Source organism: Aliishimia ponticola, assembly GCF_004803475.1.
GTDB classification, from domain to species: domain Bacteria; phylum Pseudomonadota; class Alphaproteobacteria; order Rhodobacterales; family Rhodobacteraceae; genus Aliishimia; species Aliishimia ponticola.
Genome location: NZ_SRKY01000001.1, coordinates 761,799 through 787,737, shown reverse-complemented (window position 1 = coordinate 787,737; position 25,939 = coordinate 761,799). Strand labels below are relative to the sequence as shown.

Annotated in this window: 27 protein-coding genes and 1 other RNA gene; 17 read left to right on the top strand and 11 right to left on the bottom strand. The window is 61.9% G+C overall.

The genetic code is table 11. The features are described 5' to 3' along the window. Positions 1-3: 3 nt before the first annotated feature. The 3 genes from E4Z66_RS03765 to E4Z66_RS03755 all read left to right on the top strand — a co-directional run bounded on the left by E4Z66_RS03765 (position 4) and on the right by E4Z66_RS03755 (position 2,596). Positions 4-1,338, top strand: a complete 1,335-nt coding sequence (locus tag E4Z66_RS03765) for a sigma-54-dependent transcriptional regulator (RefSeq protein WP_136461589.1) — start codon at positions 4-6, stop codon at positions 1,336-1,338. Positions 1,339-1,481: 143 nt separating this feature from the next. Continuing rightward, on the top strand, positions 1,482-1,814 hold the full coding sequence (locus E4Z66_RS03760; RefSeq protein ID WP_136461588.1) for a hypothetical protein: 333 nt from the start codon (positions 1,482-1,484) through the stop codon (positions 1,812-1,814). Positions 1,815-1,933: 119 nt separating this feature from the next. After that, the gene (locus E4Z66_RS03755) at positions 1,934-2,596 is read left to right on the top strand and encodes an HAD family hydrolase (protein WP_136461587.1); all 663 of its coding nucleotides are present in this window, start codon (positions 1,934-1,936) and stop codon (positions 2,594-2,596) included. Positions 2,597-2,616: 20 nt separating this feature from the next. On the opposite strand, the gene E4Z66_RS03750 is transcribed toward E4Z66_RS03755, so the two are convergent. Beyond that, a complete protein-coding gene (locus E4Z66_RS03750; RefSeq protein ID WP_136461586.1) occupies positions 2,617-2,898 on the bottom strand; it encodes a hypothetical protein in 282 nt (93 codons plus the stop codon). A gap of 574 nt (positions 2,899-3,472) precedes the next feature. Here E4Z66_RS03750 and E4Z66_RS03745 point away from each other — a divergent pair. Next, a complete protein-coding gene (locus E4Z66_RS03745) occupies positions 3,473-6,328 on the top strand; it encodes an Rne/Rng family ribonuclease (protein WP_136461585.1) in 2,856 nt (951 codons plus the stop codon). 70 nt (positions 6,329-6,398) lie between these two features. Here E4Z66_RS03745 and E4Z66_RS03740 read toward each other — a convergent pair whose 3' ends face one another. Both E4Z66_RS03740 and E4Z66_RS03735 read right to left on the bottom strand, forming a co-directional pair. After that, positions 6,399-7,217, bottom strand: a complete 819-nt coding sequence (locus E4Z66_RS03740; protein WP_136461584.1) for a spondin domain-containing protein — start codon at positions 7,215-7,217, stop codon at positions 6,399-6,401. Positions 7,218-7,360: 143 nt separating this feature from the next. Beyond that, positions 7,361-7,585 carry a sulfurtransferase TusA family protein gene (locus E4Z66_RS03735; protein WP_136461583.1) on the bottom strand — a complete coding sequence of 75 codons (225 nt, stop codon included), beginning with the start codon at positions 7,583-7,585 and terminating at the stop codon, positions 7,361-7,363. 94 nt (positions 7,586-7,679) lie between these two features. Between E4Z66_RS03735 and E4Z66_RS03730 the strand changes: the two genes are divergently transcribed. The 4 genes from E4Z66_RS03730 (at position 7,680) to E4Z66_RS03715 (ending at position 12,079) form a co-directional block, all read left to right on the top strand. After that, complete coding sequence (locus tag E4Z66_RS03730) at positions 7,680-8,432, top strand: cytochrome c biogenesis CcdA family protein (RefSeq protein WP_136461582.1); 753 nt, start codon at positions 7,680-7,682, stop codon at positions 8,430-8,432. Between the two features lie 72 nt (positions 8,433-8,504). After that, entirely contained in the window at positions 8,505-9,764 is a 1,260-nt protein-coding gene (locus E4Z66_RS03725; protein ID WP_136461581.1) for a hypothetical protein, read from the top strand. Next, positions 9,761-11,125 carry a cytochrome P450 gene (locus E4Z66_RS03720; RefSeq protein ID WP_136461580.1) on the top strand — a complete coding sequence of 455 codons (1,365 nt, stop codon included), beginning with the start codon at positions 9,761-9,763 and terminating at the stop codon, positions 11,123-11,125. Before E4Z66_RS03725 ends, E4Z66_RS03720 begins: the two co-directional genes overlap by 4 nt. A 63-nt stretch (positions 11,126-11,188) precedes the next feature. After that, complete coding sequence (locus E4Z66_RS03715; protein WP_136461579.1) at positions 11,189-12,079, top strand: fructose bisphosphate aldolase; 891 nt, start codon at positions 11,189-11,191, stop codon at positions 12,077-12,079. A 126-nt stretch (positions 12,080-12,205) separates the two neighbouring features. Here E4Z66_RS03715 and E4Z66_RS03710 read toward each other — a convergent pair whose 3' ends face one another. From E4Z66_RS03710 to E4Z66_RS03675, 8 genes are all read right to left on the bottom strand, one after another. Beyond that, positions 12,206-12,439, bottom strand: coding sequence for an N-(5'-phosphoribosyl)anthranilate isomerase (locus E4Z66_RS03710; RefSeq protein WP_136461578.1), 234 nt, complete (start codon positions 12,437-12,439; stop codon positions 12,206-12,208). A 24-nt stretch (positions 12,440-12,463) separates the two neighbouring features. Next, positions 12,464-12,682, bottom strand: a complete 219-nt coding sequence (locus tag E4Z66_RS03705) for a ribbon-helix-helix domain-containing protein (RefSeq protein ID WP_136461577.1) — start codon at positions 12,680-12,682, stop codon at positions 12,464-12,466. Beyond that, positions 12,679-12,852 (bottom strand): DUF4169 family protein, encoded by a 174-nt coding sequence (locus E4Z66_RS03700; protein WP_136461576.1) that lies wholly within the window; start codon positions 12,850-12,852, stop codon positions 12,679-12,681. Before E4Z66_RS03700 ends, E4Z66_RS03705 begins: the two co-directional genes overlap by 4 nt. Continuing rightward, entirely contained in the window at positions 12,849-14,240 is a 1,392-nt protein-coding gene (fumC, locus tag E4Z66_RS03695) for a class II fumarate hydratase (protein ID WP_136461575.1), read from the bottom strand. The genes E4Z66_RS03700 and fumC overlap by 4 nt, the downstream gene beginning before the upstream one ends. A gap of 93 nt (positions 14,241-14,333) precedes the next feature. Beyond that, entirely contained in the window at positions 14,334-14,822 is a 489-nt protein-coding gene (locus tag E4Z66_RS03690) for an SspB family protein (RefSeq protein ID WP_136461574.1), read from the bottom strand. A 194-nt stretch (positions 14,823-15,016) separates the two neighbouring features. Beyond that, positions 15,017-15,391, bottom strand: a transfer-messenger RNA (tmRNA) gene (gene ssrA / locus E4Z66_RS03685). 112 nt (positions 15,392-15,503) lie between these two features. After that, positions 15,504-15,854: a DUF4345 family protein gene (locus E4Z66_RS03680; protein WP_136461573.1), complete on the bottom strand. Its 351-nt coding sequence runs from the start codon at positions 15,852-15,854 to the stop codon at positions 15,504-15,506. 38 nt (positions 15,855-15,892) lie between these two features. After that, entirely contained in the window at positions 15,893-16,636 is a 744-nt protein-coding gene (locus E4Z66_RS03675; RefSeq protein WP_136461572.1) for a FadR/GntR family transcriptional regulator, read from the bottom strand. A gap of 148 nt (positions 16,637-16,784) precedes the next feature. Between E4Z66_RS03675 and E4Z66_RS03670 the strand changes: the two genes are divergently transcribed. From E4Z66_RS03670 to E4Z66_RS03630, 9 genes are all read left to right on the top strand, one after another. Continuing rightward, positions 16,785-17,294, top strand: a complete 510-nt coding sequence (locus E4Z66_RS03670) for a DinB family protein (protein ID WP_136461571.1) — start codon at positions 16,785-16,787, stop codon at positions 17,292-17,294. Between the two features lie 91 nt (positions 17,295-17,385). Beyond that, a complete protein-coding gene (acuI, locus tag E4Z66_RS03665) occupies positions 17,386-18,372 on the top strand; it encodes an acryloyl-CoA reductase (protein WP_136461570.1) in 987 nt (328 codons plus the stop codon). A gap of 188 nt (positions 18,373-18,560) precedes the next feature. Next, positions 18,561-18,977, top strand: coding sequence for an HIT family protein (locus E4Z66_RS03660; RefSeq protein ID WP_136461569.1), 417 nt, complete (start codon positions 18,561-18,563; stop codon positions 18,975-18,977). 108 nt (positions 18,978-19,085) lie between these two features. Beyond that, positions 19,086-19,502, top strand: coding sequence for a universal stress protein (locus E4Z66_RS03655; protein WP_136461568.1), 417 nt, complete (start codon positions 19,086-19,088; stop codon positions 19,500-19,502). 83 nt (positions 19,503-19,585) lie between these two features. Beyond that, positions 19,586-21,223: a BCCT family transporter gene (locus tag E4Z66_RS03650; protein ID WP_136461567.1), complete on the top strand. Its 1,638-nt coding sequence runs from the start codon at positions 19,586-19,588 to the stop codon at positions 21,221-21,223. 76 nt (positions 21,224-21,299) lie between these two features. Further along, positions 21,300-22,496, top strand: a complete 1,197-nt coding sequence (locus E4Z66_RS03645) for an aminotransferase class V-fold PLP-dependent enzyme (RefSeq protein WP_136461566.1) — start codon at positions 21,300-21,302, stop codon at positions 22,494-22,496. A gap of 80 nt (positions 22,497-22,576) precedes the next feature. Beyond that, on the top strand, positions 22,577-23,989 hold the full coding sequence (locus E4Z66_RS03640) for a cryptochrome/photolyase family protein (protein WP_136461565.1): 1,413 nt from the start codon (positions 22,577-22,579) through the stop codon (positions 23,987-23,989). An 85-nt stretch (positions 23,990-24,074) separates the two neighbouring features. Next, positions 24,075-24,653, top strand: a complete 579-nt coding sequence (locus tag E4Z66_RS03635) for an NAD(P)H-dependent oxidoreductase (protein WP_136461564.1) — start codon at positions 24,075-24,077, stop codon at positions 24,651-24,653. Between the two features lie 65 nt (positions 24,654-24,718). Next, complete coding sequence (locus tag E4Z66_RS03630) at positions 24,719-25,930, top strand: SAM-dependent methyltransferase (RefSeq protein WP_136461563.1); 1,212 nt, start codon at positions 24,719-24,721, stop codon at positions 25,928-25,930. Positions 25,931-25,939 lie beyond the last annotated feature (9 nt).

The window sequence follows — 25,939 nt, the reverse complement described above, 5'->3', positions numbered from 1 at the left end:
ACTATGGCTCAGGCAATGAAGATCGCCATCGTGGATGATGAACGCGACATGCGGCAATCGATCAGCCAGTGGCTGGCCTTGTCAGGATACGACACGGAGACCTTTGCCAGCGCAGAGGATGCTCTCAAGAAATTGGGGCCCGATTATCCGGGGATCGTGATTTCCGACATCAAGATGCCCGGCATGGACGGGATGCAGTTTCTCAAGAAGCTGATGGGCAATGACAGCGCGCTGCCGGTCATCATGATTACCGGCCACGGTGATGTGCCCATGGCGGTGGAAGCGATGCGCGTGGGCGCGTTCGACTTTCTTGAAAAACCGTTCAACCCGGACCGGATGTCGGAACTGGCGAAGAAGGCCACGCTGGCCCGCCGGTTGATCATGGATAACCGTGCGCTGCGCCGGGAACTCAGCGATGGCGGGCAGATGATGAAAAAGCTCATCGGCAATTCGCCGGTGATGGAACGTCTGCGCGAAGACATCCTCGATCTGGGGCAGGCGGATGGCCATGTACTGATCGACGGTGAAACCGGGACCGGCAAGACATTGGTGGCCCATGCGCTGCATGCGGTGGGCAGCCGGGCGGGCAAGAAGTTCGTGCTGCTGTCCTGTTCGGCGCTGGATGAGGCACAGCTGAGCAAGCGGCTCTTTGGGCCGATGTTGCCCGAAGACGCGCAACTGCCCGCGATCGAAGAAGCGCGCGGCGGCACATTGGTTCTGGAAGACGTGGAGGCGCTGAGCGAGGCGCTGCAAGCCCGCCTTCTGAGCGCGATCAACGATCAGGGCACCCCGGCAGAGACGCGGATCGTCGCGATTTGTAACATGCAGGACGAAGGCCGGACCAGCGAAGACGCGCTGCGGCCCGACCTGTTCTATCGCATGGCCGCGCTGCGCATCACGGTGCCACCGCTGCGCCAGCGGGGCGAGGATATTCTGACGCTGTTCACCCGGCTGTCCGAACAATTCGCCGATGAATATGGCTGCGAGGCGCCCAAAGTCTCTGCGCAAGAAGCGGCACAATTGTTGCAGGCCCCGTGGCCGGGCAATGTGCGCCAACTGATCAACGTGGCTGAACGCGCGGTTCTGCAGGAACGGCGCGGGTCGGGTACGATTGCGTCGCTGCTGATGTCCGATCACGAGGAAATGCAGCCCGTGATGACGACCGAAGGCAAGCCTTTGAAGGAATATGTCGAAGCCTTTGAACGGATGCTGATCGACAATACGATGCGCCGCCACAAGGGGTCGATCTCTTCGGTGATGGAAGAGCTGTGCCTGCCGCGCCGGACCTTGAACGAGAAAATGGCCAAATACGGCCTGCAACGGTCAGACTACCTGTAAACCCAAAAGACGCTGGAAACCGCGCTTGTGACTGTGCGGTTTCTGGCCTGTTTGCGCGAAGATACAACCTTTAGTGGATTTTTGCCGCATTTTCTGGCGGAATAGAGGCACTTTTTTGAGCATCTATTTTTAAGGAGAGCGTCATGAAACGCATTCTAAAGGCTATTACGATCTGCGCAGTCACGTCACTATCTGCACCGCTTGCCGCGCAAGAGGCCGCGCCCGGCGATACCCTGTCCGCGCAACTCCCCCGCACACAGGACGTGGCCCGCTTCAAGCTGGTGAAATCCGCGAAAGAGGAAATGCGCCGCGATTCCGACCTTGCGCGTCTTAGTCTGATCGCGCTTGGCGGGTTGGAACGCGCATGTTGGCCCAATCCGTTTCAGGCCTGTGGCTGTACGCTCGATGGGTTCGCGACGTCCTGCTATTTCGTTGCCACCTGCCTGTCGGCTGGCTTGTGCGAACTGGACGATTAAGGCCGGGGCAGGGCTGTAACCCGCTGACATGCGATGTGACCGTCTGACCGATGGCCTGCGATTGCCTTGTGGCCTGCGCCGTGAAACACACGGGCTGACGGCACAAAGGGCAGGTGGTTATGCTGGATCGGATCGACGCGTTCTTGTTTGACATGGATGGTCTGCTTTTGGACACAGAACGGGTGTTCATGGAACTGGCGGTGGACCTGCTGGATCCGTTTGGCTTTTCCCGCGCCGAGACCGAGGGCTTCTTTCTGACGCTCGTGGGGTCCAGCAGCACGCATACGCAGGCGCGGCTGGAAGCGTTTCTTGGTGACCGGCTTGATCCGGCGGCCTTCTATGACACGTGGTACACCCATCTGAAGGCGCGGCTGGCCGATGGTATCCCGCTGCGCCCCATGGTGCGCGAAAGCCTGGAGGCCGCGCGCGCCACCGGGCGTCCCATGGCGGTTGTGACATCAACACGGGGCAAGGTCGCGCGCCATCATCTTGAGGTCGCCGGTCTGTCGGGCTTTTTCGATCATGTCACCGCAGGCGATGAGGTGTCGCAAAACAAGCCGCATCCCGCGCCCTATGCGGAGACAGCGCAAAAACTGGGGGTCGCGCCCACGGCCTGCGCCGCCTTTGAGGATAGCGACAAGGGGATCGCTTCGGCCATGGCGGCGGGTTGCGTGTCTTTTCAGATACCGGATTTGCGCGCACCGGACGTGCCATTGCCGGAACTTGGCCAGCATGTGGTGCCCAGTCTCGACCATGCGATGCGGAAACTGGGCGTTCTTTAAGGAAGGAAAGCGGCCCGCGATCAGGCGCGCTTGATCAACGAGACAGCCTGTCCTTCTTCATTGGTAAAGCAGGACCAGCGCCCGCCATCGCCCGCGTTGACGAGGATCTGATTGACCTCCAAAATCACGGCGGCGTCGCTCAGCGTTGCGCCGGGCAGGCCGGTCTGGGCCTCTACCGCCGCGATGCAGGACGCATTGCCGCGCCGGATCACGGCGTCCTCGGATACCTGTTGCATCGTGGCTTCATCGCACGCGGCGAGGGTCAGGCCGGCTGCAACCAGCAGGGCGATCGTTCGGGACATAGTTACAGAAACTCCTTGAATTCTTGGTCTGTTTGCTTGCCCGGACCGTGATCGGCACCGCCGCGCCTGTCAAGCCATGGTGCCAAGGGCCGGGCGCGTTGGTGGCCAAAAGCGCGCAAAAGGGCGTTGCCGCTTGTGCCAGGGGCACCCCCGGCAATGGCCGCGATATAGCGCCGGGCAGCGCCGCAAACATTGCCCATTGTCATTTGCCGCCGAAACACTTTAATTAGATGGAAGGGAGGTCGCAGTATTGCGTCCCCCTACAGAGAGTTTCGCTGTTTCGGATTCGCGCGGGTTGTCCTGCAGGACCAGAACAGACCGATTGGGCCCCGGTGACACACCACGGGCCACGAGACGCCGGAAGGCCCCGAGGGGTTCTGAGGCAAACAAATGGGGGCAAGGTCGCCTTGCCTCGGAGAAGAACCGCGATGACGCGCGTGAGGAGTGCAGTATTCCCAGCAGACGGCCCTAAGGGCCTTTTCTGCCGCGCGTCAGCTATCGCTCAGACAAGACACGTTCCCAGATCGGCCGCCCCTCCGGGCGCGGCACGGCTGCGCGCGCGCAATGGAAATAAATGGCAAAGAAGATGCTTATCGATGCCACCCACGCGGAAGAAACCCGCGTCGTGGTGGTGGACGGAAACAAGGTCGAGGAATTCGACTTTGAATCAGAAAACAAACGCCAACTAGCCGGAAACATATATCTCGCTAAAGTCACCCGTGTGGAGCCGTCGCTTCAGGCGGCCTTCGTGGACTATGGTGGAAACCGGCACGGGTTCCTGGCGTTCTCGGAAATTCATCCCGACTATTATCAAATCCCCGTCGCCGACCGTGAGGCGTTGATGGAGGAAGAGCGCGCCTATGCCGAAGCGCAGCGCGCGCGGGACGAAGAAGAAGAAACCAAGCCCAAACGCAAATCGCGTTCGCGCAGCCGGTCCAAAGCGGCCAAGGCGAAGGATACCGATGCGGTCGCTAAGGCCGATGTCGCTTCGCAAGAGATCGAGGGGATGCAAACCATCGACCTCGATGATGGCGGCGATGACGGTGACGCGGTTGGCACCCATATGGATACGGTCAAGGAAACCCCGGTGGATACACCGGCGGCGGATGAGGCCCAGTCCGAGGACACCCAATCTGACGAGGCTTCGTCCGATACGACTGTTGCCGAGGATGCTGCGGCTGCGGATGCGGCACCTGCGGACGAAACCGCCGCAGAGGCAGAAACATCCGACGAGGATGACCACGCGGATAACGGCGAAGACGATCAAGCCGCCGCCGACGCATCGGCGCGCGATGACAGCATCGAATCCGTGGCCGAAGAGGATGACAGCGAAGACATTCGTCCGGCCCGCAAACCGCGTCCGCGCCGGTACAAGATTCAGGAAGTCATCAAGGTTCGCCAGATCCTGCTGGTGCAGGTCGTCAAGGAAGAGCGCGGCAACAAGGGCGCGGCGCTGACCACCTATCTGTCGCTGGCAGGCCGCTACTGCGTGCTGATGCCGAACACCGCCCGTGGCGGTGGCATCTCGCGCAAGATCACCAATGCCGCCGACCGCAAGAAGCTCAAGGAGATCGCGAACGAGATCGAAGTGCCGCAAGGCGCGGGTCTGATTGTTCGGACCGCCGGGGCCAAGCGCACCAAGGCCGAGATCAAGCGCGACTATGAGTATCTGCAACGCCTGTGGGAACAAATCCGCGAGCTGACGCTGAAATCCATCGCGCCGGCGAAAATCTATGAAGAGGGCGACCTGATCAAACGGTCGATCCGCGATCTTTATAACCGTGAAATCGACGAGGTCTTCGTGGAGGGCGAGCGCGGCTACCGTATCGCCAAGGACTTCATGAAGATGATCATGCCGTCCCACGCCAAGAACGTGAAACGGTATGAAGACAGCCTGCCGCTTTTTGCGCGCTATCAGGTGGAAAGCTATCTGGCGGCGATGTTCAATCCGACGGTTCAGTTGAAATCCGGCGGGTATATCGTGATTGGCGTGACCGAAGCGCTGGTGGCAATCGATGTGAACTCTGGCCGGGCGACCAAAGAAGGCTCGATCGAGGAAACTGCGCTCAAGACCAACCTTGAGGCCGCCGATGAGGTGGCGCGCCAATTGCGTCTGCGTGACCTTGCTGGTCTGATCGTCATCGACTTCATCGACATGGACGAGCGCAAGAACAACTCGGCCGTGGAAAAACGTCTGAAGGACAAGCTGAAAACCGACCGCGCGCGGATTCAGGTTGGGCGGATTTCGGGCTTTGGCCTGATGGAAATGTCTCGTCAGCGTCTGCGGCCCGGTATGTTGGAAGCCTCCACGCAGCCATGCCCGTCTTGCCATGGGACTGGTCTGATCCGGTCGGATGACAGCATGGCCTTGTCGATCCTGCGTCAGATCGAAGAAGAAGGCACGCGGCGTCGGTCGCGCGAAGTTCTGGTGACGTGCCCGGTCGGGATCGCGAACTTCCTGATGAACTCCAAGCGCGAACATATCGCCCAGATCGAAGCGCGCTACGGCCTGTCCGTGCGGGTCGAGGGCGATCCAAGGCTGATCAGCCCTGACTTCACGCTTGAGAAGTTCAAGACCGCAACGCGCACCGTGCCCGAAGCCGAAGCGCCCGTCGTGTCGGCGGATGCGACGATCATGGAAGGGCTCGACGAAGAGACAGAGGCCGAGGCGGACGCGGATGAAGCGCCCAGCACCAATGATGCGCGTGGCGAGACCGGCGAAGATGGAGAGGCGAAGCCCAAGCGCCGCCGTCGCCGTCGTCGTCGGCGGAAATCGTCGTCCTCAGACGCAGAGGGCAATGAGAACGGGTCCGACGGGTCCGAGGCGGAAGCCGCGCCTGACAGCGATGCCAAAGCCGACAGCGATGACGCCGCGAAAGATGGCGCTGCGGCCAAATCCGATGCGGATGCGGAAGCGGAACCAACAGCCGACGCAGAGCCTGATGCCGAAGAGAAGCCGAAGAAGCGGACACGGTCCACGCGGTCGTCCCGCTCCAAGTCAAAGACCGCAGCTGAAACGGCAAAAGCGGATGCGCCAGCGGCAAATCCCGGTGCGGATGGCGCAAGCCAGGCAGAGGCGCAGCCCGATGCCGATGTGCAGCCTGAAACCGTGACGCAAGAGCCTGTCGCCGAAGCTGCGGCAGAGGAAAAGCCAAAGAAACCGGCGCGGACCACACGCTCGCGGGCCAAGAAGAAAGAGCCTGTCGCCGCAGAGACCATGGCAGTCGAGGCTGTGGCTGACCCGGTGGCGGAAGCCCCAGCAGACGCCGCGCCCGAACCGGTCGTGGAACCCGTTGCGGAAACCCCGGCGGCAGAGGTCGAAGTCGCCTCCGCGCCAGAGCCGCAGCCAGAACCCGTCGCGGCGGAGCCGGAGGCCGAAGCCTCTGCCAAGCCCAAGCGGCGCGGTTGGTGGTCGCTCGGCTCCAAGTAACCGCCGACAGATCTTGAATCAAAAACGCCCCGGTAGAGTGCCGGGGCGTTTCGCGTTTTGGGGGCCTGTCTTAGCGGTTTTGACGGCGGCGGATCATACCAAGCCCGGCAACGCCCAACGCCAGCAGCGGAAAGCTCGCCGGGAGCGGAACTGGGGCGACCTCCGCGAAGGAGATCGTGGCCAGAACCCCGCTGGCAGAGCCGACAGTGCCACCGGGCGCCTGCGGACGGCCAATCAGGAAATCCAGATCGGCCAGCGCGGCAATCGGATCGGCCGTGTCGGTGGCACCCGTCGCAGTGGGCGGAGCAAAGGCGGCCCCGTTTCCGTCATCCGCTTCGGTCCCGGCATCCCATGCGTCGCCCGCTGTCACGGTGATGTCGGACAGGGCGGAAAACCCGCCCATGGCGTCAAACAGTTCGTAGGCCATGGAATCGTCATTGCCGATGAAAGTATCGTTGGACGGGATCACCATGGACAGGAAGCTGAAATAGCGGTGCGAAGTTGGGTCGAGATCGACAGTGATCGTCGTGCTTTCGCCGGGGTCCAGAACGGGCGCGCCAGCGAAACCTGCCGGATTGGCCAGAACCGCCGTCGTGTGGGAGGTGCCATTCGCGGTGTTCGCGGCCTCCACATCCGCGATGACGCCCGCGGGCGAGCCTTCTTCTGCCAAAAGCTCCACCCCCGCGCTGGCGGAACTGCCCGCGTCGAAAGTGTCAAAGCTGCCGTCATGGAAGATCGACAAAAGCGGCGTTAGGTACAGCCCGCCGCCCGGTTGGGTGTTGGTGATCGTCACATCAATAGGAACTGCGGCCGCAGAACTTGCAATCAGTGCCGCACCCGTTGCCGATAGTGCCAGCGAACGCATGCGACTGCCTGGGTTATGTTTCATGGTTTCCTCCTTATTGGACCTTGGGCAAAATTGCCGTGCCTTAGGCCTAGCGGTATCTGGAGGAAAACGGCGCTAACATGTTCTCAAACGCAGGTGACCGGGTGTGAGATATGCGTGTGACGCGGGCCAGGGGGGCGTGCGGCTCAGCCCTTGCGGATCACCCAGCGCGCCACAGTGTCGGTGCTGGCCGCCTCGACCAGCTCATGCCCGGCCTCATGGCAGAAATGCGGGATGTCGATGATCGCGGCGGGATCGTCCGTCAGCACAGTCAGGCTGTCACCGGAGGCGAGCGGCTGCAGCCGCTTGCGGGCTTTCAGCACGGGCAGGGGGCATTTCAGCCCGGTGGCGTCGAGTTCGGAATGGCTCATACCCCCTCAGATAGGCACCATGTTTCAGGCTGTCCACAGGGATGTGACCACCTGACCCCGTGACGCGGGCGCCCGCTTGACATAAGTCGGTTTCATGTTCGGAATTGATCTCATCGACGCGGGGCTTGCGCCCTCCATGTTCGTGGCGCTGCTGGCCGGTGTGATCAGCTTTCTCAGCCCCTGTGTTCTGCCGATCGTGCCGCCCTATCTGGCCTATATGTCTGGCGTGACTGTCGGCGAGATGTCCGAGGCGGGCGCGGCGCGGCGCAAGACCATCCTGACCGCGCTGTTCTTCGTTCTGGGGCTGTCGACGGTGTTCCTGTTCCTGGGCTTCACCGCGTCGGCCTTCGGGGCGTTCTTCCTGCGCAATCAGGAACTGTTCGCGCAGATTTCCGGCGTCGTCGTGATCGTCTTTGGCCTGCACTTCCTGTCGATCTTTCGCATCCCGTTTCTGGATCAGGAGGCGCGGATCGACGCCGGCGATCGCGGTGGCAATGCGTTCGGCGCCTATTTGCTGGGGCTGGCCTTTGCCTTTGGCTGGACGCCCTGCATCGGCCCGCAGCTTGGCGCGATCCTGACCCTTGCAGCATCCGAAGCGTCGGTGGCGCGCGGCACAGTTCTCTTGGGGATTTACGCGGCGGGCTTGGGCATTCCGTTTCTGCTGGCGGCCATGTTCATGAGCCGCGCAATGGGTGTGATGAACCGGCTCAAACGGCATATGGGCCTGATCGAAAAGATAATGGGTGTCCTGCTGATTCTGGTCGGTTTGGCCCTGGTCACGGGCGCGTTCACCAGCTTCTCCTGGTGGCTGCTGGAGAAATTCCCGGCACTGGCCAATTTCGGCTGATCCAATCGAGGCGCGGCTGGCCTTACTTTGGCCGAAAATCGTTGTTAACCTTACCGGGTATACGGAGAAGGCATGAGCAGCGCCCCCGAAAACCAAACTGTCACACGGCGCCGGGTGTTCTACATCCCCGGCTACGATCCTATGCCGCCCCGCCGCTACCGCGAGCTTTATCGCAGCGAAGGGGAAGCGCAGGCGCGTATCAGCGGCTATGATCTTGCCCTTGTGCCGCGTGAGGTGCCGCCGGACGGGTTCGGCTGGGGCGTGCAAGCGCAGATCGACGGCGCAGAGGTGCGCAGCGAGATCGACGTGCTGGTCTGGTCCGACATCGTACAGGCCAGTATGCCGGATTCGATCCCGGCCACTTACGGACAACTCATTCGGACCGCGTGGATTTATATCTCGACCGGCGCGCTGTGGCGGCTGATGCGGCTGCGCAAGGGGCCGATCATCGCGGCGCTCTACCCGGTGGCGATGCTGTTGGGGCAGGCGCTGTTGGCAGGGCTGCTGGCTTGGGCCGTCTACGCGCTGATCACATGGGGATTTGGCTATGTCCGCAATGACAGCCTTGCCGGGGATCCGGTGCTGCACCGGCTGGCCGGGCTGGGCGCGGGGGCGGCGGCGGCGTTGCGGCTGATGCGCTGGTTCAAGGCGCGCGATGGCCGGATTTTTGCCTATTACCTGATGCATGACTATGCCTTTTCCGCCGGGTTGCGGGGGGAGACTCCGCCGCAACTGTCCGCGCGGCTGGACGCGTTTCGCGACAAGATCGCAGCGGCGCTGACAGAAGATTATGACGAGGTTCTGGTGGTGGGCCATTCCTCGGGCGCGCATCTGGGCGCGTCGATCCTGGCCGATCTCATCGCGCAGGGGCAGGTGCCAGCGGGGCGCAGGCTCGGGTTTCTGACATTGGGGCAGGTGGTGCCGATGGTATCCTTCCTGCCGCGGGCGCAGGGGCTACGGCGTGATTTGCAGGCGCTCTCGGTGTCGGAAGACGTGACATGGGTGGATGTCAGCGCGCCGGGCGATGGTTGCGCCTTTGCCCTATGTGATCCGGTCGCCGTTTCGGGCGTGGCTGTACCGGGCACCCGCTGGCCATTGGTCTTTTCGGCGGCCTTCACCCAGACCCTGTCACCGGACACATGGAAGCGGTTGCGGCGGCGGTTCTTTCGGCTGCATTTCCAGTATCTTTGCGCCTTCGACCGCCCTAAGGATTACGACTATTTCCAGATCACTGCCGGACCGCTCAGCCTTGCGGCGCGCTATGCGGGGCGTGCGCCGTCGAAGTCGCGGATCGTGACGCCGGTGAACAAGTTCACATCGGTCGGCCCATGACCTCGCCCCGAGTGCCGCCAAAACCGCCAAGCCGCCCCGACCGGGTGTCGCTGTGGCGATATGCGCGCCTGTTTCGGCAGGATATCCTGTCGGCGCAGCCAGAGCGGCTATATCGCGCGTGGATGGCCGAATTTCGCACGCCGTTCTTCCGGTCTTATCTGGTGAACCAACCCGATCTGGTGCGCCGCGTGCTGAAAGAGCGCCCCAAGGATTTCCCGAAATCCAACCGGATCGCCGAAGGGCTGCGGCCACTTCTGGGCGAGTCCGTCTTCCTGACCAATGGCGCGGCGTGGGAACGTCAGCGGCGCATTATCGATCCCGCCTTCGAGGGCGGCCGCCTGCGCGAGACGTTTCCCGCCATTTGGGAGGCCGCGCAGGCTTGCGCGACGCGGCTGGAGGCCCGCGCGGGCGCGGCGGTCGAGATCGAGGAGCAAGCCAGCCATGCCGCTGCCGACGTGATCTTTCGCACGCTCTTTTCGATCCCCATCGAACATGAATTGGCGCGCGACGTGTTCGAGGAATTTCGCCGCTATCAACGCAGCCAGCCGATCCTGAATATCGCGGCCTTCGTTCCGCTGCCGCGCTGGTTGCCGCGGCTGTTTCGCAAGGATACGCGGGCCAGTGCCGCCCGAATTCGGTTGCTGATCACGCGGCTGACCGACGCGCGCGCGGCGGATATCCGCGAGGGAACCGCGCCGGATGATCTGGCCACCAAGATCATGACGACGGTTGATCCGGTGAACGGCGACAGTTTCACACCGCAGGAGATGGTCGATCAGGTGGCCATTTTCTTTCTTGCCGGGCATGAAACCTCGGCCTCGGCACTGGCATGGAGCCTCTACCTGCTGGCAGAGCATCCCGATTGGCAAGCGCGCGTGGCGCAAGAGGCGCAAGAGGCGCTGCAGGGTGGCAGGGCCGATTTCGCTGCGGTGTCCAAGCTGCGTGTGGCGCGCGATGTGTTCCGCGAGGCGCTGCGGCTTTATCCGCCGGTCCCGATGATGGTGCGCGAGACCCAATGCCCCGAACAGTTCCGCAATCGGCAGGTTCCGAAAGGCAGTCAGATCGTGATCAGCCCATGGCATCTGCACCGCCACACCCAGCTATGGGACAATCCCGATGGGTTCGATCCGGGCCGATGGGGGGGCAAGGCTGCGCAAGCCTGCCCGCGCGATGCGTATATCCCGTTTTCGGCCGGGGCGCGTGTCTGCCCCGGAGCGGGGTTCGCCATGGTCGAGGGGCCATTGCTGCTGGCCCATATCCTCAAACGGCTGCGGGTGGAGCCGCTGGACGTTCCCGTTCCCGTTGCGCACCTGACAGTCCGCAGCCGGGATGGCATTCGCCTGCGTCTTGTCCGCCGCTAACATGTACCATCGCCGTCAGGCATGGATTAAGACGAACGAAAGTTAGGAATCAGGGGATACGTTATGGCTGATCTCGCGGCAATGCGCGCGCAAATGGAAACCGGCAAAGGCTTTATCGCCGCGCTTGACCAATCCGGGGGCTCGACCCCGAAGGCGCTGGCGCTCTATGGCGTGGACGCGGCGGGCTATGGCTCTGAAGAAGAGATGTTCGCGGAGATCCAGAACATGCGCGCGCGGATTATCCTTGCGCCCGATTTCACCAATCAGAAGGTGATCGGCGCGATCCTGTTCGAGCGGACGCTGAACGAAAAGATCAATGGCACACCCGTGGCGGAATTCCTGTGGGGCGAAAAGCAGATCGTACCCTTCCTGAAGATCGACAAAGGGTTGCAGGACGAAGCGGACGGCGTGCAACTGATGAAGCCGATGCCGGGTCTGGACGACGTTCTCAAACGCGCAGCGGGCATGGGGATTTTCGGCACCAAGGAACGGTCGGTCATCCACGAAGCGAATGAAGCGGGCATCAAGGCCGTGGTAGCGCAACAGTTCGACGTGGCGCGGCAGGTCTGCGCGGCGGGTCTTGTCCCGATCGTTGAGCCGGAAGTGTCGATCAAATCCGCGACCAAGGCCGAAGCCGAGGCGATCATGCGCGATGCGATCCTCGCCGAACTTGACGGCCTGAGCGACGATCAGACGGTGATGCTGAAGCTGACGCTTCCGTCTGAAGCGAATTTCTTCGATGTGCTTGCGGACCATCCGCGCGTTCTGCGTGTCGTGGCGCTGTCGGGCGGTTATTCGACGGATGAGGCCTGCAGCCTGCTGTCGCAAAACGGCAAGATGATCGCCTCGTTCAGCCGTGCGCTGACCGAAGGTCTGCTACAACAGATGAGCGATGACGAATTCGCGGCAGCGATTGGGTCGAATATCGACAAGATCTACCGCGCCTCTGCGTAAAGGCACCGTGGCCGGAAGCCGGCGCGGCTTCCGGCGGTTTTCCGGTGCGGAACACCGGCTCGCGCATTTTGGGAAACGGGGCAGGAAACCGCGCCGGTTTCCTGTCGGTTTGCGTGTCGCAAACCGCTACGCGATTGCTGTGATGGGATCGCGATTGCAGAAAATCACCACATGGCCCGCATTCTCGATCGCGCGGAAACCGCGGCGGTGCAGTTCGGCGATAAACTGATCCCGTCCCACATAGCGTTCGATGTCGCGCCAGCGCCGCCGCACGATCCCGCCCTCGCAGGCAATGCGTGAGCTGAACAGATCCGTCATATAGGCATCAGGCGATGCGATCGGGTGCTTTTTCGTGATCATGTGACAAGTGTTGCCGCGTTTGGGTTAACGCTGCCTTACCCGGTCCAGCACGAACACCCGGATGGCAGAGGCGAGCCCGGCATCGGTTCCCCGGCGTTCGTCGATCTCGGCGGCGAGTTCATTCAGCGCCTTGCCGTCTTCGCGCGCGATATCGCGAAAGGCCTGCCAGAACGGCTCCTCAAGCGAGACCGAGGTGCGGTGCCCGCGCAATGTCAGGGAATGTTTGACGGGCCGTGCCGTCATCTGTCGCGCTTATGGCCATCAAGGTCTTTCTCGGCCTTGCTGGCGACAGTTTTCGCGGCGGTCTTCTCAGCCTTGCTGCGTCCGAATTTCACCGCGTTTTCGTCGGCCCGGGCGCGCTCTTGCGCCCGAGCCTTGGCCTTGCGGGCCTTGTTGAGATTGACGACCGTCACTTCGGCCCGACCATGTTTTCGGGACGCACGACTTCCTTGAACCGCTCTTCGGTGACAAAGCCCAGCTTGACCGCTTCTTCGATCAGCGTGGTGCCGTTCTTATGCGCCGTCTTGGCAACCTTGGTCGCATTGTCATAGCCGATTTCGGGGGCCAGCGCGGTCACCAGCATCAGCGACTCGCGCATCAGCTTGTCGATCCGGGTCTCGTCCGCGCGCAGACCCTCCATCAGGTTGTCGGTAAAGGCAGAGGCCGCGTCGCCCAGAAGCTGCATGGATTGCAATACGTTATAGGCCATCATCGGCTTATAGACGTTCAGTTCGAAATGGCCCTGCGAGCCGGCAAAGCCCACCGCCGCGTCGTTACCCATCACATGGGCACACACCTGCGTCAGCGCTTCGCATTGGGTCGGGTTCACCTTGCCCGGCATGATCGAAGATCCCGGCTCATTTTCCGGCAGGATCAGCTCGCCCAGACCGCAGCGCGGGCCAGAGCCGAGCAGCCGAATGTCATTGGCGATCTTGAAAAGACTCGCCGCAACGGTCTTGAGCGAGCCAGAGATTTCGACCATCGCGTCATGGGCGGCCAGGGCTTCGAACTTGTTGGGCGCGGTGACGAAGGGCAGGCCGGTGATGTCGGCCATATGCCCGGCAACCGCCACATCCCAGCCCGGCTTCGTGTTCAGACCGGTGCCAACGGCCGTGCCGCCTTGCGCCAATTCATAGATCCGGCCAAGCGCATCCTTCACGCGCTGGATTCCCATCGCAACCTGATGCGTATAGCCGGAGAATTCCTGGCTCAGCGTCAGGGGCGTCGCGTCCTGTGTGTGGGTGCGCCCGATCTTGATGATGCCGTCGAACTCCGCGACTTTCTTCTCAAGCGCGGCATGCAGCTTTTCCAGCCCCGGCAGCAGCACATCGCGCGCCGTCATCGCGGTGGCGATATGCATTGCCGTGGGGAAGGTGTCGTTGGAGGATTGCCCCATATTGCAGTGATCGTTCGGGTGTACCGGATCCTTAGAGCCGATAGTGCCGCCCAGAATTTCAATGGCGCGGTTCGCGATCACTTCGTTGGCGTTCATGTTGGACTGGGTGCCGGACCCGGTCTGCCAAACCACCAGCGGGAAGTTGTCATCCAGTTTGCCGTCGATGACTTCGCCCGCCGCTTCGATGATGGCGTCGGCCAGTTTCGCGTCCAGCCCGCCTTGCGCCTTGTTCTGCATTGCGCAGGCTTTCTTGATGACGCCAAGCGCGCGCACGATGGCCACGGGCTGCTTTTCCCAGCCGATCGGGAAATTCATGATCGAGCGCTGCGTTTGCGCGCCCCAATACTTGTCGGCAGGAACCTCAAGCGGGCCAAAGCTGTCGGTTTCGGTCCGGGTTTGGGACATGGGGGATAACTCCGCTGGAATACTGTCGTATGCGGTTTACCCCCGTGCCGCAGCCAAAGCAATCGGCGCGAGGCGGGTCAGTTTGGCGCGGGCTTACTTGCGGAAGCTGTCCAGCGACACGACTTCGCCCTCGCGTGCAGGCTTGGATGCATCATCCTCTGCCACGTCATCGCTGGGAATGTTCGCTTCTTGAGGCTCGATCGGGCTGATCACGGCCTCATCTTCGGCTTCATGCGCCTCGAAGCGCAGGCCGAATTCCACCGAGGGATCCACAAAGGTCTTGATCGCATCGTAGGGAATATAAAGCGGTTCGGGCTGGTCGCCGAAATTCAGCGTCACAGAGAACCCTTCGTCGGTCACATCCAGCCCATCATACCAATGTTGCATCACAACCGTCATCTCCGACGGGTATCTGTCGGACAACCAATCCGCCAGTTCCGCATCCGGGTGCGATGTATCGAAGGTGATGAAAAAATGATGCGCGCCGGGCAGCCCTTTATCGGCCACCTGCTGAAGAACCTTCCGGATCAGGCCACGCATGGCCTCATGCATCAGGTTGCCATATTCGATGCTGTCGCTCATGACATCTCCGCCGCAATATGGGTGTGAGCATACGGAATTTATCGGGCGTGAAAAGGGGGGTGGACGTGTCAATTTTCGGCAGGATGTACAAACCGGTGCAAACGACCCCGAACGGGGCATAAATGGCGTAAAACAGCCGGTTTTCCCGCGGATTTACGCGGGTAAAGATTAAGTTAAGCAGAATGTAGGGAGGAAGTGCAGGCTTCTGTTGCCAGGTGCCTGCGAACCCCGCCTGACGCGGCTAGGCGTCAGGGCTTAAAGTCGGTTCGACTCGAACTGCTTACGCAGCCAGAGCAACCGGAGCACGATTGTCGTTTGCAATTGTACTGTTTTCGCCGATAACGGTGGCAGACAGCCGAGACAAAGCATAACCCCTTTAGACGTCCGTCGATCCTGTTTCGGCCCCCCGATTCTGATGACTTTCCCCAAACGAAGGAAAACGCCAGAGTGTGTTGGTGGAGCCGCCGGGTACCGCCCCCGGGTCCGATCCGCTTATTACGAGCGCGTTTATGTCCATAGTTCCGAAGAACGATTTGAATATAGGCGGGGCGCTGGCCATGTGCAAGGCCTTGCTTTGCAAAGCTATACCCCGAAAAGGCGAGATAAGCGCTTGAAAACAGATGTTTAGGGCCGAAAAGTCATGGGAGATGGGTGTGAATTTGGCGGCGTGTTCGCGGGCGCCTAGATATTGGCGGCGATCAGCCAAAGCGCGAGCGCTGCTTCGATCCCGCCGAAAACCGCCAGTTTGCGCAGCGGCGGTGCGTCGAATATCAGGCTGACCACCCGGCCCAAGGCCGCTCCGGCAAAGGCAAACCCGATCATGGCATAGGCCAGCGGCTCGCCCAGCCAAAGTGCGGCCAGCCCCATCGCCACGAACAGCCCTCCGACGGACGCGCGCATCTCGCTCAGCCCCATGGTGCTGGCGGTTGGCTTCAAATCCAGCGCCTCCGCGGTGTAGCGCGGTGCGATGAACCCAAACAGACCAAAGGCAATGGTCAGCAGGCTGGCGGCGATGTTCATAAACTCTGTCATGTGGCGGGAAATAGCGGCGATGGGCGCGGCGACAAGGGTCAGCCCTGCTGGGCCCGCCGGGCCATGACATCGGCGGCAAGCTGGCGGGTATAGGTTTCCAGCGCGCGAAGATGGGTGTCGCAGGCTTCGGCGTCCCGCGCGTCAAGCGCATCGACGATGGCGGTGTGCAGCGCGACGATCCGGGCGCGGCTGCGGGCCGTGAAAGTGATCATGTTCATCAATGGCTGCATTGCCTCGACAGGGCCGGCGAGGTGATAGGACAGAACCGGATTGCCCGCTGCATCGACCAGCGCCCGGTGAAAGGTCACGTCAGAGGCGCAGAAGGCCTCATCCGTAAGATCGGTCTGCGATTGGCGGCGCAGCTCGGCGCGCATGACATCCAGATGATCGGCCCCGCGCCGGTCTGCTGCCAGCCCGGTGCAGGCGCGTTCCAGCGCGAAGCGTGCCTCGCAGGCCGTGTCGAAGCTGACGTCATTCATGCTGAGCAGCAGGGTCGATGTGGTGATCTGCTGCGGATAGGCGTCTTCAAAGCTGAGGCGGTTGACGAAGGCACCGCCCGACGCGCCGCGCTGCGTACGGATCAGCGATTGTGCCGCCAGACGTTTGAGCGCCTCGCGCACCGTGGGACGCGAAACGGAGAATTGCTCAGCCAATTCCGCCTCGGAGGGAAGGCGCTCATCGACGATCAGCGCGCCCGAAATGATGGCATCGCGGATTTGCCCGGCGATCTGTGTCGACAGGTCGGATGGGCGCGTTGTCGCTGTATCGGTGTCATTTTTCATTTGTCTTACATTTAACTGTCTGACAGTTTCGATGGCAAGCGTCGAGTCGCGGAGGAGACGGGATGACAGCAGCCAAGACCATGTTCGGGCCTGCACCCATGCAGCGCGTGGCCGCATTCCTTGCCTGCGCGGCGTACGGGGGCATATCATGATCGACGCTGAATATACACGCATCATGGCGCGCTATAATGCTTGGCAGAACAGGCAATTGTCCGACATAGTTCATGCGATGGATGAAGATGCCTTAACGCAGGATCGCGGGGCGTTCTTCGGGTCCATCTTTGCGACGCTCAATCACCTGTTATGGGCGGACAAGCTTTGGATGAGCCGCTTTGACCCATCGGTGGAGCCGCCGCAGGTCCCCGCTGCGAACCATGGCAACATGACCCCCACGATCTCGGTCTGGGGGGCAGAGAGGTTTCATCTGGATGGCAAGATCCGCCACTGGTCGATGGCCCTGCGTAATCTGGATCTGAAGGGCGATCTGCATTGGTATTCAGCCACTGCCGATGCGCAGATGTCGCGGCCCAAAGCGGAATGCATCATGCATTTCTTCAACCACCAGACACATCACCGGGGTCAGATCCACGCGATGCTGACGGCGGCGGGCGAAACGGCGCCGGTGTCCGATCTGGTATTCCTGCCCGAGGGCTTCTGACGCCGGGCGCGCCGCCCGTCCCGGCGCAGATCACCCGCCTGAACAAAACGAACACCACGCAAATTTCCGGAAATGTAAGGGAGCGAGATACATGGCATTCAACGCATTGATCGTTGAGAAAGACGATGCGGGCAAAACTTCGGCCGCGGTGCAGCAGATCGAACTGGACAGGCTGCCAGAGGCAGATGTGACCGTTGCGGTCGAGTATTCGACTGTGAACTACAAGGACGGGCTGTGCATCGGGCCGGGCGGTGGTCTGGTCCGCAACTATCCGCATGTGCCGGGGATTGATTTCGCGGGCACGGTCGAGGCGTCGGACGATGATCGCTACAAGCCGGGTGACAAGGTTGTGCTGACCGGCTGGCGCGTCGGCGAAGCGCATTGGGGCGGCTATGCGCAAAAGGCGCGGGTGAAAGCCGATTGGCTGGTGCCACTGCCCGATGGGCTGGACACGCGGCAGGCGATGGCTGTGGGCACGGCGGGCTTTACCGCGATGCTGGCGGTGATGGCGCTCGAAGATCACGGGATCAAGGATGGTCCGGTGCTGGTGACGGGCGCGGCAGGCGGGGTCGGCTCTGTCGCGACGGCCATTCTGGCCAATCTGGGCCATGAGGTCGCAGGCGTGACCGGTCGGCCGGAAACCGCAGACTACCTCAAGTCCCTTGGCGCGACGCAGATCGTGCCGCGCGAGGAACTTAACGAGACGGTGAAGCGCCCGCTGGAGAGCGAGACCTGGGCCGGCTGTGTCGATGCGGTGGGCGGTGCCATGTTGGCGCGCGTGCTGGGGCAGATGAAATACGGTGCAAGCGTTGCGGCGGTCGGGCTGGCGGGCGGTGCCGCGCTGCCGGCGACCGTGGTGCCGTTCTTGCTGCGGGGCGTGAACCTTCTGGGGATCGACAGCGTGATGCAGCCCTATGAGAACCGGCTGCGTGCCTGGGAGCGGATCGCGAAAGACCTGCCGATGGATAAGCTCGAAGCGATGGTGCAGCCCGCGACCTTGTCCGATCTGCCAAAGCTGGGCGCGGACATTTTGCAGGGTCAGGTGAAGGGCCGTGTCGTGGTCGACGTCAATGCCTGAGACACGCGTAGCCTAGCGGTGCGCCCTTCGGGCCGCATTGTTTTCAGACCAAAAAGGGGGGCTGTCTGCCCCCCTGATCGCTTCTGCGCAGCGATCTTCCCCCCGAAAGTATTTTCGAACAGGCGAAGCTGGAAACGGGGCGAGGTCTCATGCTAGGCGCAGGGATATGCAACAGGAGGATACCGCCGATGTCGGCCTATGATGACCAGAACATCTTTGCCAAGATTTTGCGGGGTGAAATACCTGCGACCAAGGTGTTCGAGGATGACGAGACCTTGTGTTTCATGGATATCATGCCGCGTGCCGACGGGCATTGTCTTGTGATCCCGAAGACGCCGTGCCGAAACCTGCTGGATGCCAGCCCGGCGCAGCTTGCCGCCTGTATGGCGACGGCGAACCGGGTGGCCAAGGCTGCGATGACGGGGCTGTCGGCGGAGGGGATCACGTTGCAGCAATTCAGTGAGGATGCGGGCGGGCAGGAGGTGTATCATCTGCATTTCCACATATTGCCGCGCCATGCGGGTGTGGCGCTGCGTCCGCCGGGGAAAATGGGCGACATGGACGAGATCAAGGCCATCGCGGAGCGTATTCGCGGGGCGCTCTAGCCGTCGATCCTTCTTCTGCGCCGGGCGTTTGCGTTCTGCCCCGATGCCGCGTTACGCTAGGGAAACTTGCGCGCCGTCGGGGTTTGTCCAACGCAGGAGGAAAGACGCATGTTCACCCATATCATGGTCCCGGTTGATCTGGCCCATGCGGAGAAGTTGGGTAGGTCGCTGAAATGCGCTGCGGATCTTGCGCGTCACTGGGGCAGCAAGATCACCTATGTCGGGGTGTCTGGTGCCGCGCCAGGTGCGCTGGGACATACGCCGGCGGAGTTTTCGGCGCGTTTGGCGCGGTTCGCGGCGGCCCAGTCCGAGCTAGAAGGCATCAAGACGGGCCATCATGCGGTGATCGCCCATGATCCGTCCTCCGATCTGAACAAGGTGCTGTTGAAAGCAGTCCGGGATATCGGGGCGGACATGGTTGTGATGGAAAGTCACTTGCCGAAAGCTACTGATTACATCTGGGCGTCGCATGGTGGCTTTCTGGCGGAACATGCCGGGGTGTCGGTGATGTTGGTGCGCGCCTAGCCGCGTCCGTCATTCGGCCTTGCCCGCCGCGACACGGCCCTGCGGCAACGCGGGGCGCAATAGCAAGACACAAAGGAGGCCTCATGGCCGACACATCAGATCAAGGCATCCCAGCGCCCGAGGGCACGGCGGATATCATCGACACCGATTACGAGATCGGTCAGGACAATATCGAAACGCAGATCGGGCCCTTCGGGCTGGACGTGCACAATCCGGTGTTCTCGATCTCGGGGCTGTGCATCGTGGCTTTCGTGTTCTACGCGCTGGCCTTGCCGGAGCAGGCCGAGGCGGTCTTTGGCGCGCTGCGGCCGTGGCTGACCAGTACCTTTGATTGGTTCTTTCTGGGCGCAGGAAATATCTTTGTAATCTTCTGCCTGTTTCTGATCGTCAGCCCCTTGGGGTCCGTTCGGCTGGGCGGGGCGGATGCGCGGCCCGATTATACCTATATCGGCTGGTTCGCGATGTTGTTCGCGGCGGGTATGGGCATCGGTCTGATGTTCTATGGCGTGAGCGAGCCGATGAGCCATTTCGGAACCTCGCTGGGCGGTGTCACCGAGGAAGGCGGCGTGCGCACCGACTGGGCCCCGCTTGGCGGCGCGGCGGGCGATGAGGCAGGCGCGGTGCGGCTGGGCATGGCGGCGACGATCTATCACTGGGGGCTGCACCCGTGGGGCATGTATGCGGTGGTCGCTCTGGCACTGGCGCTGTTCAGCTATAACAAGGGTTTGCCGCTGACGATCCGGTCCGCGTTCTATCCGATTTTTGGCGAGCGTGTCTGGGGCTGGACCGGGCATATCATCGATATCCTTGCAGTGTTCGCCACGCTGTTCGGGCTTGCGACCTCGCTGGGATATGGCGCGACGCAGGCCAATGCAGGGCTGAACCTCCTGTTCGGATTGCCGATCGGGACCACGTCCGAGGTGCTGCTGATCACCGGGATCACCGCGATTGCGCTGATCTCTGTGGTGCGGGGGCTGGATGGCGGCGTCAAAATCCTGTCCGAGATCAATATGGGCCTCGCCTTTCTGCTGCTTCTGTTCGTGCTGATCGTGGGGCCGACGGCGGCCTTGTTGGCGCTCTTTTGGGACAGTATCGTGGCCTATGGTCAGAACATCCTGCCGCTGTCGATGCCGTTTGGCCGCGAGGATACCAATTACATGCAGGGCTGGACTTCGTTTTACTGGGCGTGGTGGATCAGTTGGTCCCCTTTCGTGGGCATGTTCATCGCCCGCGTCAGCCGGGGCCGGACTGTGCGTGAGTTCATCATCTGCGTTCTGCTGATCCCCTCCTTCGTCTGCATCTTGTGGATGAGCGTGTTCGGCGGCACCGCGATAACCCAGTTCCTTCAGGACGGGGTGACATCGGTGCAGAACGCGCCGCTTGAGCTAAAGCTGTTCCGGATGCTGGCGGAGTTGCCGTTGGCCTCCATCACCAGCTTTATCGGCATCATTCTGGTCATCGTCTTCTTCGTTACATCCTCTGATTCCGGGTCGCTGGTGATCGACACGATCACGGCGGGCGGCAAGGTGGATGCGCCTCTGCCGCAGCGGGTGTTCTGGTGCATCTTCGAAGGGGCGGTGGCCATTGCATTGCTGATCGGGGGCGGGCTTGCCTCCTTGCAGGCGATGGTGCTGTCGACCGGGCTGCCTTTCGCCGCCATTCTGCTTTTGATGTGCTGGGCGATCACGCGCGGGTTGATGAGCGAACGCGCGCAACGCTGATCGAAACAGGGGCGGCCCCGATGGCATGTCGGGGCCGTCTTGACCTTTGGCGCGGCAGGGCGTTCTGATGCGCGCCATGACACTTGATCTTGAATTCGTCCGCTCTCAATTCCCTGCCTTTTCCGAACCTTCGCTCGAGGGGCAGGCGTTTTTCTGCAACGCTGGCGGCAGCTATGCCTGCGCCCCGGTGATCGACCGGCTGACGCGGTTCTACCGCGCGCGCAAGGTGCAGCCCTATTCCGCCTATGAGGCGAGCCGGCTGGGCGGCGCAGAGATGGACGAGGCGCGAACCCGTCTATCCGCCCGACTTGGTGTGGCGGAACAGGAGCTCAGCTTCGGTCCGTCCACCACGCAGAACACCTATGTTCTGGCGCAGGCCTTTGCCGAATGGATGGCGCCGGGCGAGGCGATCATCGTCACCAATCAGGATCACGAGGCCAATTCCGGCCCGTGGCGGCGGCTTGCGGAGCGCGGGATCGAAATCCGCGAATGGAAAGTCGATCCGGCGACCGGGCATCTGGACCCGGCCGCGTTGGCCGATCTGCTGGACGAATCCGTGCGCCTTGTGTGCTTCCCGCACTGCTCCAACGTGGTGGCAGAGATCAATCCGGTGCCGGAGATCACCGCCATTGCCCATGCGGCGGGCGCCTTTGTCTGTGTGGACGGGGTCAGCTATGCGCCGCACGGGCTGCCCAATGTCGGGGATCTGGGCTGCGACATCTACCTGTTTTCCGCCTACAAGACCTATGGGCCGCATCAGGGTATCATGGTCGTGCGCGAGCCGCTGGCGGAATTGCTGCCCAATCAGGGCCATTGGTTCAACGGCGATAGCCTGCCGAAGAAATTCACGCCCGCCGGACCGGACCATGCGCAGATTGCAGCTTGCGCGGGGATGGCCGATTACCTCGACGCGCTAGAGGCACATCATGGCGGCGCGTCTGCCCATGATATGATGCGCGCACAGGAGGTGGCGCTGACGCAGCCGCTTCTGGATTGGGCAAGCGACCGCAACGATCTGCGGCTTTTGGGACCGGTGGAGGCGGAGCGGCGCGCGCCGACGGTGGCGCTTGATCTTGGCCGCGCGGCAAGGCCGGTGGCCGCGGCGCTGGCCGATCATGGGATCATGGCCGAGGGCGGCGATTTCTATGCGCGGCGTCCGCTTGACGCGATGGGCGTGGATGTGTCCAAGGGCGTCCTGCGGTTGAGTTTCGTGCACTACACCAGCCACGACGATGTCACGCGGCTGATCGGGGCGCTGGATAAGGTGCTCTGATCGCGTGGCCCTTGCCCTGATCGATCCGCACGCGACTGAAATGCCTTGAACCGCCGCGCAGCGGGCTAGGTTGGAACGCTATGACCGAGACGACACTTCTTTGGCTGCGCCGCGATCTGCGGCTGTCTGACCATCCCGCGCTAAGCGCCGCCTGCGAGGGCGGGCCTGTGATTCCGGTGTTCATCTATGATGATCTGGCCGATGACCTTGGCGCGGCGCCGAAATGGCGCTTGGGCCTCGGGCTGAAACATTTCGCCACATCGCTCAAGGACAAGGGCAGTCGCCTGATCCTGCGCCGGGGCAATGCGCTTGAAAACCTGCGCGCGCTGATCCGCGAAACCGGTGCGACCCGCGTCTATTGGACCCGGCAATACGATCCGGGCGCAGTAGAGCGTGACACGGATGTGAAATCGGCACTCAAGCAGGACGGGATCGACGCCAAGAGCTTTGGCGGCCATCTGATGTTCGAACCATGGAGCACGCAGACCAAGACCGGCGGTTATTACAAGGTTTTCACGCCGTTCTGGAAGACGGTGAAGGGCAGGGAGGTCGAAGCGCCCCTGCCGACGCCCGGGACGATCCCTGCGCCCGATAGCTGGCCGGATAGCGACCGGCTGGAAGACTGGGGGCTTGGCGCGGCGATGCGGCGCGGCGCGGATGTGGTGCGCCCATTCGTGCGGCTGGGTGAACAGGCCGCGCAATCGCGGCTGGGGGCCTTTGTCGGACAGATTGTCGATGGGTATGACGCCTCACGCGACCGGCCCGATCAGGATGGCACCTCTTGTCTGTCCGAAAACCTCGCGCTGGGGGAGATCAGCCCCCATCAATGTTGGCATGCGGGGCTGCGCGCCCATGAGGATGGCAAAGACGGCGCTGAGACCTTCCTCAAGGAACTGATCTGGCGCGAGTTCGCCTATCACCTGATGCACCATACCCCGCGGATCGTTTCGGAAAACTGGAAGCCGGATTGGGATGCCTTTCCGTGGAACGAGGATGAGCGCAAGGCCGAGGTGCTGGCTTGGAAGCAGGGCCGCACCGGTATCCGCTTTGTCGATGCGGGGATGCGGGAGATGTACGTGACCGGGCGGATGCACAACCGCGCACGGATGATCGTCGCCTCTTACCTGACCAAGCACCTGATGTGCCACTGGCGGATCGGTCAGAAATGGTTCGAGGACTGCCTGATCGACTGGGATCCGGCATCCAACGCGATGGGATGGCAGTGGTCTTCCGGCTCCGGTCCCGATGCGACGCCGTATTTCCGGGTCTTCAACCCGGTAACGCAGCGCGAAAAGTTCGATCCGAACCGGGACTACGTGGACCGATGGATCGCCGAAGGCAAATCCGACCCGCATGAGGACGCGCTGCGCTATTTCGAGGCGATCCCGAAGCGCTGGAACATGTCCGCCAGTGACAGCTATCCCGATCCGATCGTTGCGGCGGACCGGGGGCGCAAACGGGCGCTGGACGCCTATGAGAACCGCGATTTCTGAGCCGGTCATTGACCTCGCGCAATGTGCGTGCGGGGTGGTCATGCGAAATTTTCTTGGTGAGATGATCGCATGAGGGGGACGGCGCATGAACATTCTGATCATTCAGGGGCATCCCGACCCCGCGGGGGGCCATCTGTGCCACGCTTTGGCAGAGGCGTATGCAAACGGCGCGCGCGCGGCTGGCCATGCGTTGCGCATTCAAACCCCGGCAGAACATCAGATCGCCTTCCTGCGCAATCAGGACGACTTCAAATCGGGCGCGGTTCCTGAATATGCGCAGGCCGCACAGCAGGATTTGCTTTGGGCCGGGCATATCGTGCTGATCTTTCCGCTTTGGCTTGGTTCCATGCCTGCGCGGCTCAAGGCGTGGATGGAGCAAACTCTGCGCGAAGGTTTTGCCTTTCAGATCGACGCCAAATCAGGGGTAAAACGGCATTTGAAGGGGCGCTCTGTCCGGCTGATCGTGCCGATGGGTGCCCCGGCCTGGGCCTATCGCCTGATCTTTGGCGCCTTCGGGCTGCGGATGTTGCGCCGGTCGGTTCTGTGGCTGACAGGGGTCGGCCCGGTAAGGCAGACGATCATCGGCGGCGTGGGGGAGTTGCCCGCGGAACGGGTGGAAAAGCTGTTGGCGCGCATGGCCGATCTGGGCCGAAACGCGGCCTGATGAAACTCGGCCCTTGCCCGATACAGCTTTCGCATTAGTCTTGAGGGACTTACGGGGGCTTGAGAATGACGATCCTGACAACAACAGACGGGCAGCAGGACCTGCCGCGCTATTTCGCGCAGGTGTTCCGCATCGCCAAGGACATGGAGAACGGGCGGCTTGATTTCGTGCTGGCCGACGGGCGCCGCTTTCGTGCGGGCGGGCGCAATCCCGGCCCGGTGGCGGAATTGCATATCCACAACCCGGATATCTTTGCGCGCCTGATCCGCGAAGGGGATCTGGGCTTTTGCGACGCCTATCTGGATCAATGGTGGTCCACGCCGGACTTGCAGGCCTTCATGGACCTGGTCCATGCCGATAACGACGACATCTATGACGGGTTTCCGGGGCAAAGCGTGCTGCGCGCCTTCGAGAAGTTCCGCTTCTGGCTGCAACGCAATCACAAACGGCAGGCGCGCAAGAATATCTCTTATCACTACGATCTGGGGAATGATTTCTACGGGCTGTGGCTGGACGATACGATGACTTATTCGTCGGCGCTGTTTGAGACCGGGCAGGAAAGCACCGAAAAGGCGCAAACGGCGAAATATGCCTCCATGATCGACCAGATGGGGGCGAAGCCCGGCGATCACCTGCTGGAAATCGGCTGCGGCTGGGGCGGCTTTGCGGAATACGCGGCCAAGGAACGCGGGATGCGCGTCACCGGGCTGACCATCAGCCAGGAACAGTTCAACTATGCGCAGGAGCGTATCGCGCGGCTTGGCTTGCAGGATCAGGTGGAGTTCAAACTTCAGGATTACCGCGATGAACGCGGCGTCTATGATGGGATCGCGTCGATCGAGATGTTCGAAGCGGTGGGCGAACGGTATTGGCCGACCTATTTCGAAACCGTGCGAGAACGGCTCAAACCCGGGGCCAATGCCACGTTGCAGATCATCACCGTGCAGGATCGCCGCTGGGAGATTTACCGCCGAGGCGTTGATTTCATTCAGAAATACATCTTCCCCGGCGGGATGCTGCCCAGCCCGACGGCGCTGCGCGAGCAGATTTTGCAGGCCGGGCTCAGCGTCGAACGCTCTGTCGAATTTGGTCAAAGCTACTCGCTCACGCTGCGCCGCTGGCACGAGACGTTCAACGAAAAATGGGATCACATCGCGGAAATGGGCTTTGATGACAGGTTCCAGCGGATGTGGAATTTCTACCTGACCTCTTGCGCGGCGACCTTTGAAAGTGCCAATTGTGACGTGACGCAAATCACGATCAAGCGGCCCATCTAGCAGAAGGCC

What these genes read in the sequence shown, in the direction of transcription:
- E4Z66_RS03680 (WP_136461573.1), bottom strand. Translation starts at nt 15,854, where the DNA reads ATGACAGAGTTTATGAACATCGCCGCCAGCCTGCTGACCATTGCCTTT.
- E4Z66_RS03745 (WP_136461585.1), top strand. Translation starts at nt 3,473, where the DNA reads ATGGCAAAGAAGATGCTTATCGATGCCACCCACGCGGAAGAAACCCGC.
- E4Z66_RS03675 (WP_136461572.1), bottom strand. Translation starts at nt 16,636, where the DNA reads ATGAAAAATGACACCGATACAGCGACAACGCGCCCATCCGACCTGTCG.
- E4Z66_RS03660 (WP_136461569.1), top strand. Translation starts at nt 18,561, where the DNA reads ATGTCGGCCTATGATGACCAGAACATCTTTGCCAAGATTTTGCGGGGT.
- E4Z66_RS03725 (WP_136461581.1), top strand. Translation starts at nt 8,505, where the DNA reads ATGAGCAGCGCCCCCGAAAACCAAACTGTCACACGGCGCCGGGTGTTC.
- E4Z66_RS03730 (WP_136461582.1), top strand. Translation starts at nt 7,680, where the DNA reads ATGTTCGGAATTGATCTCATCGACGCGGGGCTTGCGCCCTCCATGTTC.
- E4Z66_RS03760 (WP_136461588.1), top strand. Translation starts at nt 1,482, where the DNA reads ATGAAACGCATTCTAAAGGCTATTACGATCTGCGCAGTCACGTCACTA.
- E4Z66_RS03645 (WP_136461566.1), top strand. Translation starts at nt 21,300, where the DNA reads ATGACACTTGATCTTGAATTCGTCCGCTCTCAATTCCCTGCCTTTTCC.
- acuI (WP_136461570.1), top strand. Translation starts at nt 17,386, where the DNA reads ATGGCATTCAACGCATTGATCGTTGAGAAAGACGATGCGGGCAAAACT.
- E4Z66_RS03750 (WP_136461586.1), bottom strand. Translation starts at nt 2,898, where the DNA reads ATGTCCCGAACGATCGCCCTGCTGGTTGCAGCCGGCCTGACCCTCGCC.
- E4Z66_RS03705 (WP_136461577.1), bottom strand. Translation starts at nt 12,682, where the DNA reads ATGACGGCACGGCCCGTCAAACATTCCCTGACATTGCGCGGGCACCGC.
- E4Z66_RS03630 (WP_136461563.1), top strand. Translation starts at nt 24,719, where the DNA reads ATGACGATCCTGACAACAACAGACGGGCAGCAGGACCTGCCGCGCTAT.
- fumC (WP_136461575.1), bottom strand. Translation starts at nt 14,240, where the DNA reads ATGTCCCAAACCCGGACCGAAACCGACAGCTTTGGCCCGCTTGAGGTT.
- E4Z66_RS03720 (WP_136461580.1), top strand. Translation starts at nt 9,761, where the DNA reads ATGACCTCGCCCCGAGTGCCGCCAAAACCGCCAAGCCGCCCCGACCGG.
- E4Z66_RS03655 (WP_136461568.1), top strand. Translation starts at nt 19,086, where the DNA reads ATGTTCACCCATATCATGGTCCCGGTTGATCTGGCCCATGCGGAGAAG.
- E4Z66_RS03650 (WP_136461567.1), top strand. Translation starts at nt 19,586, where the DNA reads ATGGCCGACACATCAGATCAAGGCATCCCAGCGCCCGAGGGCACGGCG.
- E4Z66_RS03640 (WP_136461565.1), top strand. Translation starts at nt 22,577, where the DNA reads ATGACCGAGACGACACTTCTTTGGCTGCGCCGCGATCTGCGGCTGTCT.
- E4Z66_RS03690 (WP_136461574.1), bottom strand. Translation starts at nt 14,822, where the DNA reads ATGAGCGACAGCATCGAATATGGCAACCTGATGCATGAGGCCATGCGT.
- E4Z66_RS03740 (WP_136461584.1), bottom strand. Translation starts at nt 7,217, where the DNA reads ATGAAACATAACCCAGGCAGTCGCATGCGTTCGCTGGCACTATCGGCA.
- E4Z66_RS03710 (WP_136461578.1), bottom strand. Translation starts at nt 12,439, where the DNA reads ATGATCACGAAAAAGCACCCGATCGCATCGCCTGATGCCTATATGACG.
- E4Z66_RS03735 (WP_136461583.1), bottom strand. Translation starts at nt 7,585, where the DNA reads ATGAGCCATTCCGAACTCGACGCCACCGGGCTGAAATGCCCCCTGCCC.
- E4Z66_RS03755 (WP_136461587.1), top strand. Translation starts at nt 1,934, where the DNA reads ATGCTGGATCGGATCGACGCGTTCTTGTTTGACATGGATGGTCTGCTT.
- E4Z66_RS03765 (WP_136461589.1), top strand. Translation starts at nt 4, where the DNA reads ATGGCTCAGGCAATGAAGATCGCCATCGTGGATGATGAACGCGACATG.
- E4Z66_RS03635 (WP_136461564.1), top strand. Translation starts at nt 24,075, where the DNA reads ATGAACATTCTGATCATTCAGGGGCATCCCGACCCCGCGGGGGGCCAT.
- E4Z66_RS03715 (WP_136461579.1), top strand. Translation starts at nt 11,189, where the DNA reads ATGGCTGATCTCGCGGCAATGCGCGCGCAAATGGAAACCGGCAAAGGC.
- E4Z66_RS03670 (WP_136461571.1), top strand. Translation starts at nt 16,785, where the DNA reads ATGATCGACGCTGAATATACACGCATCATGGCGCGCTATAATGCTTGG.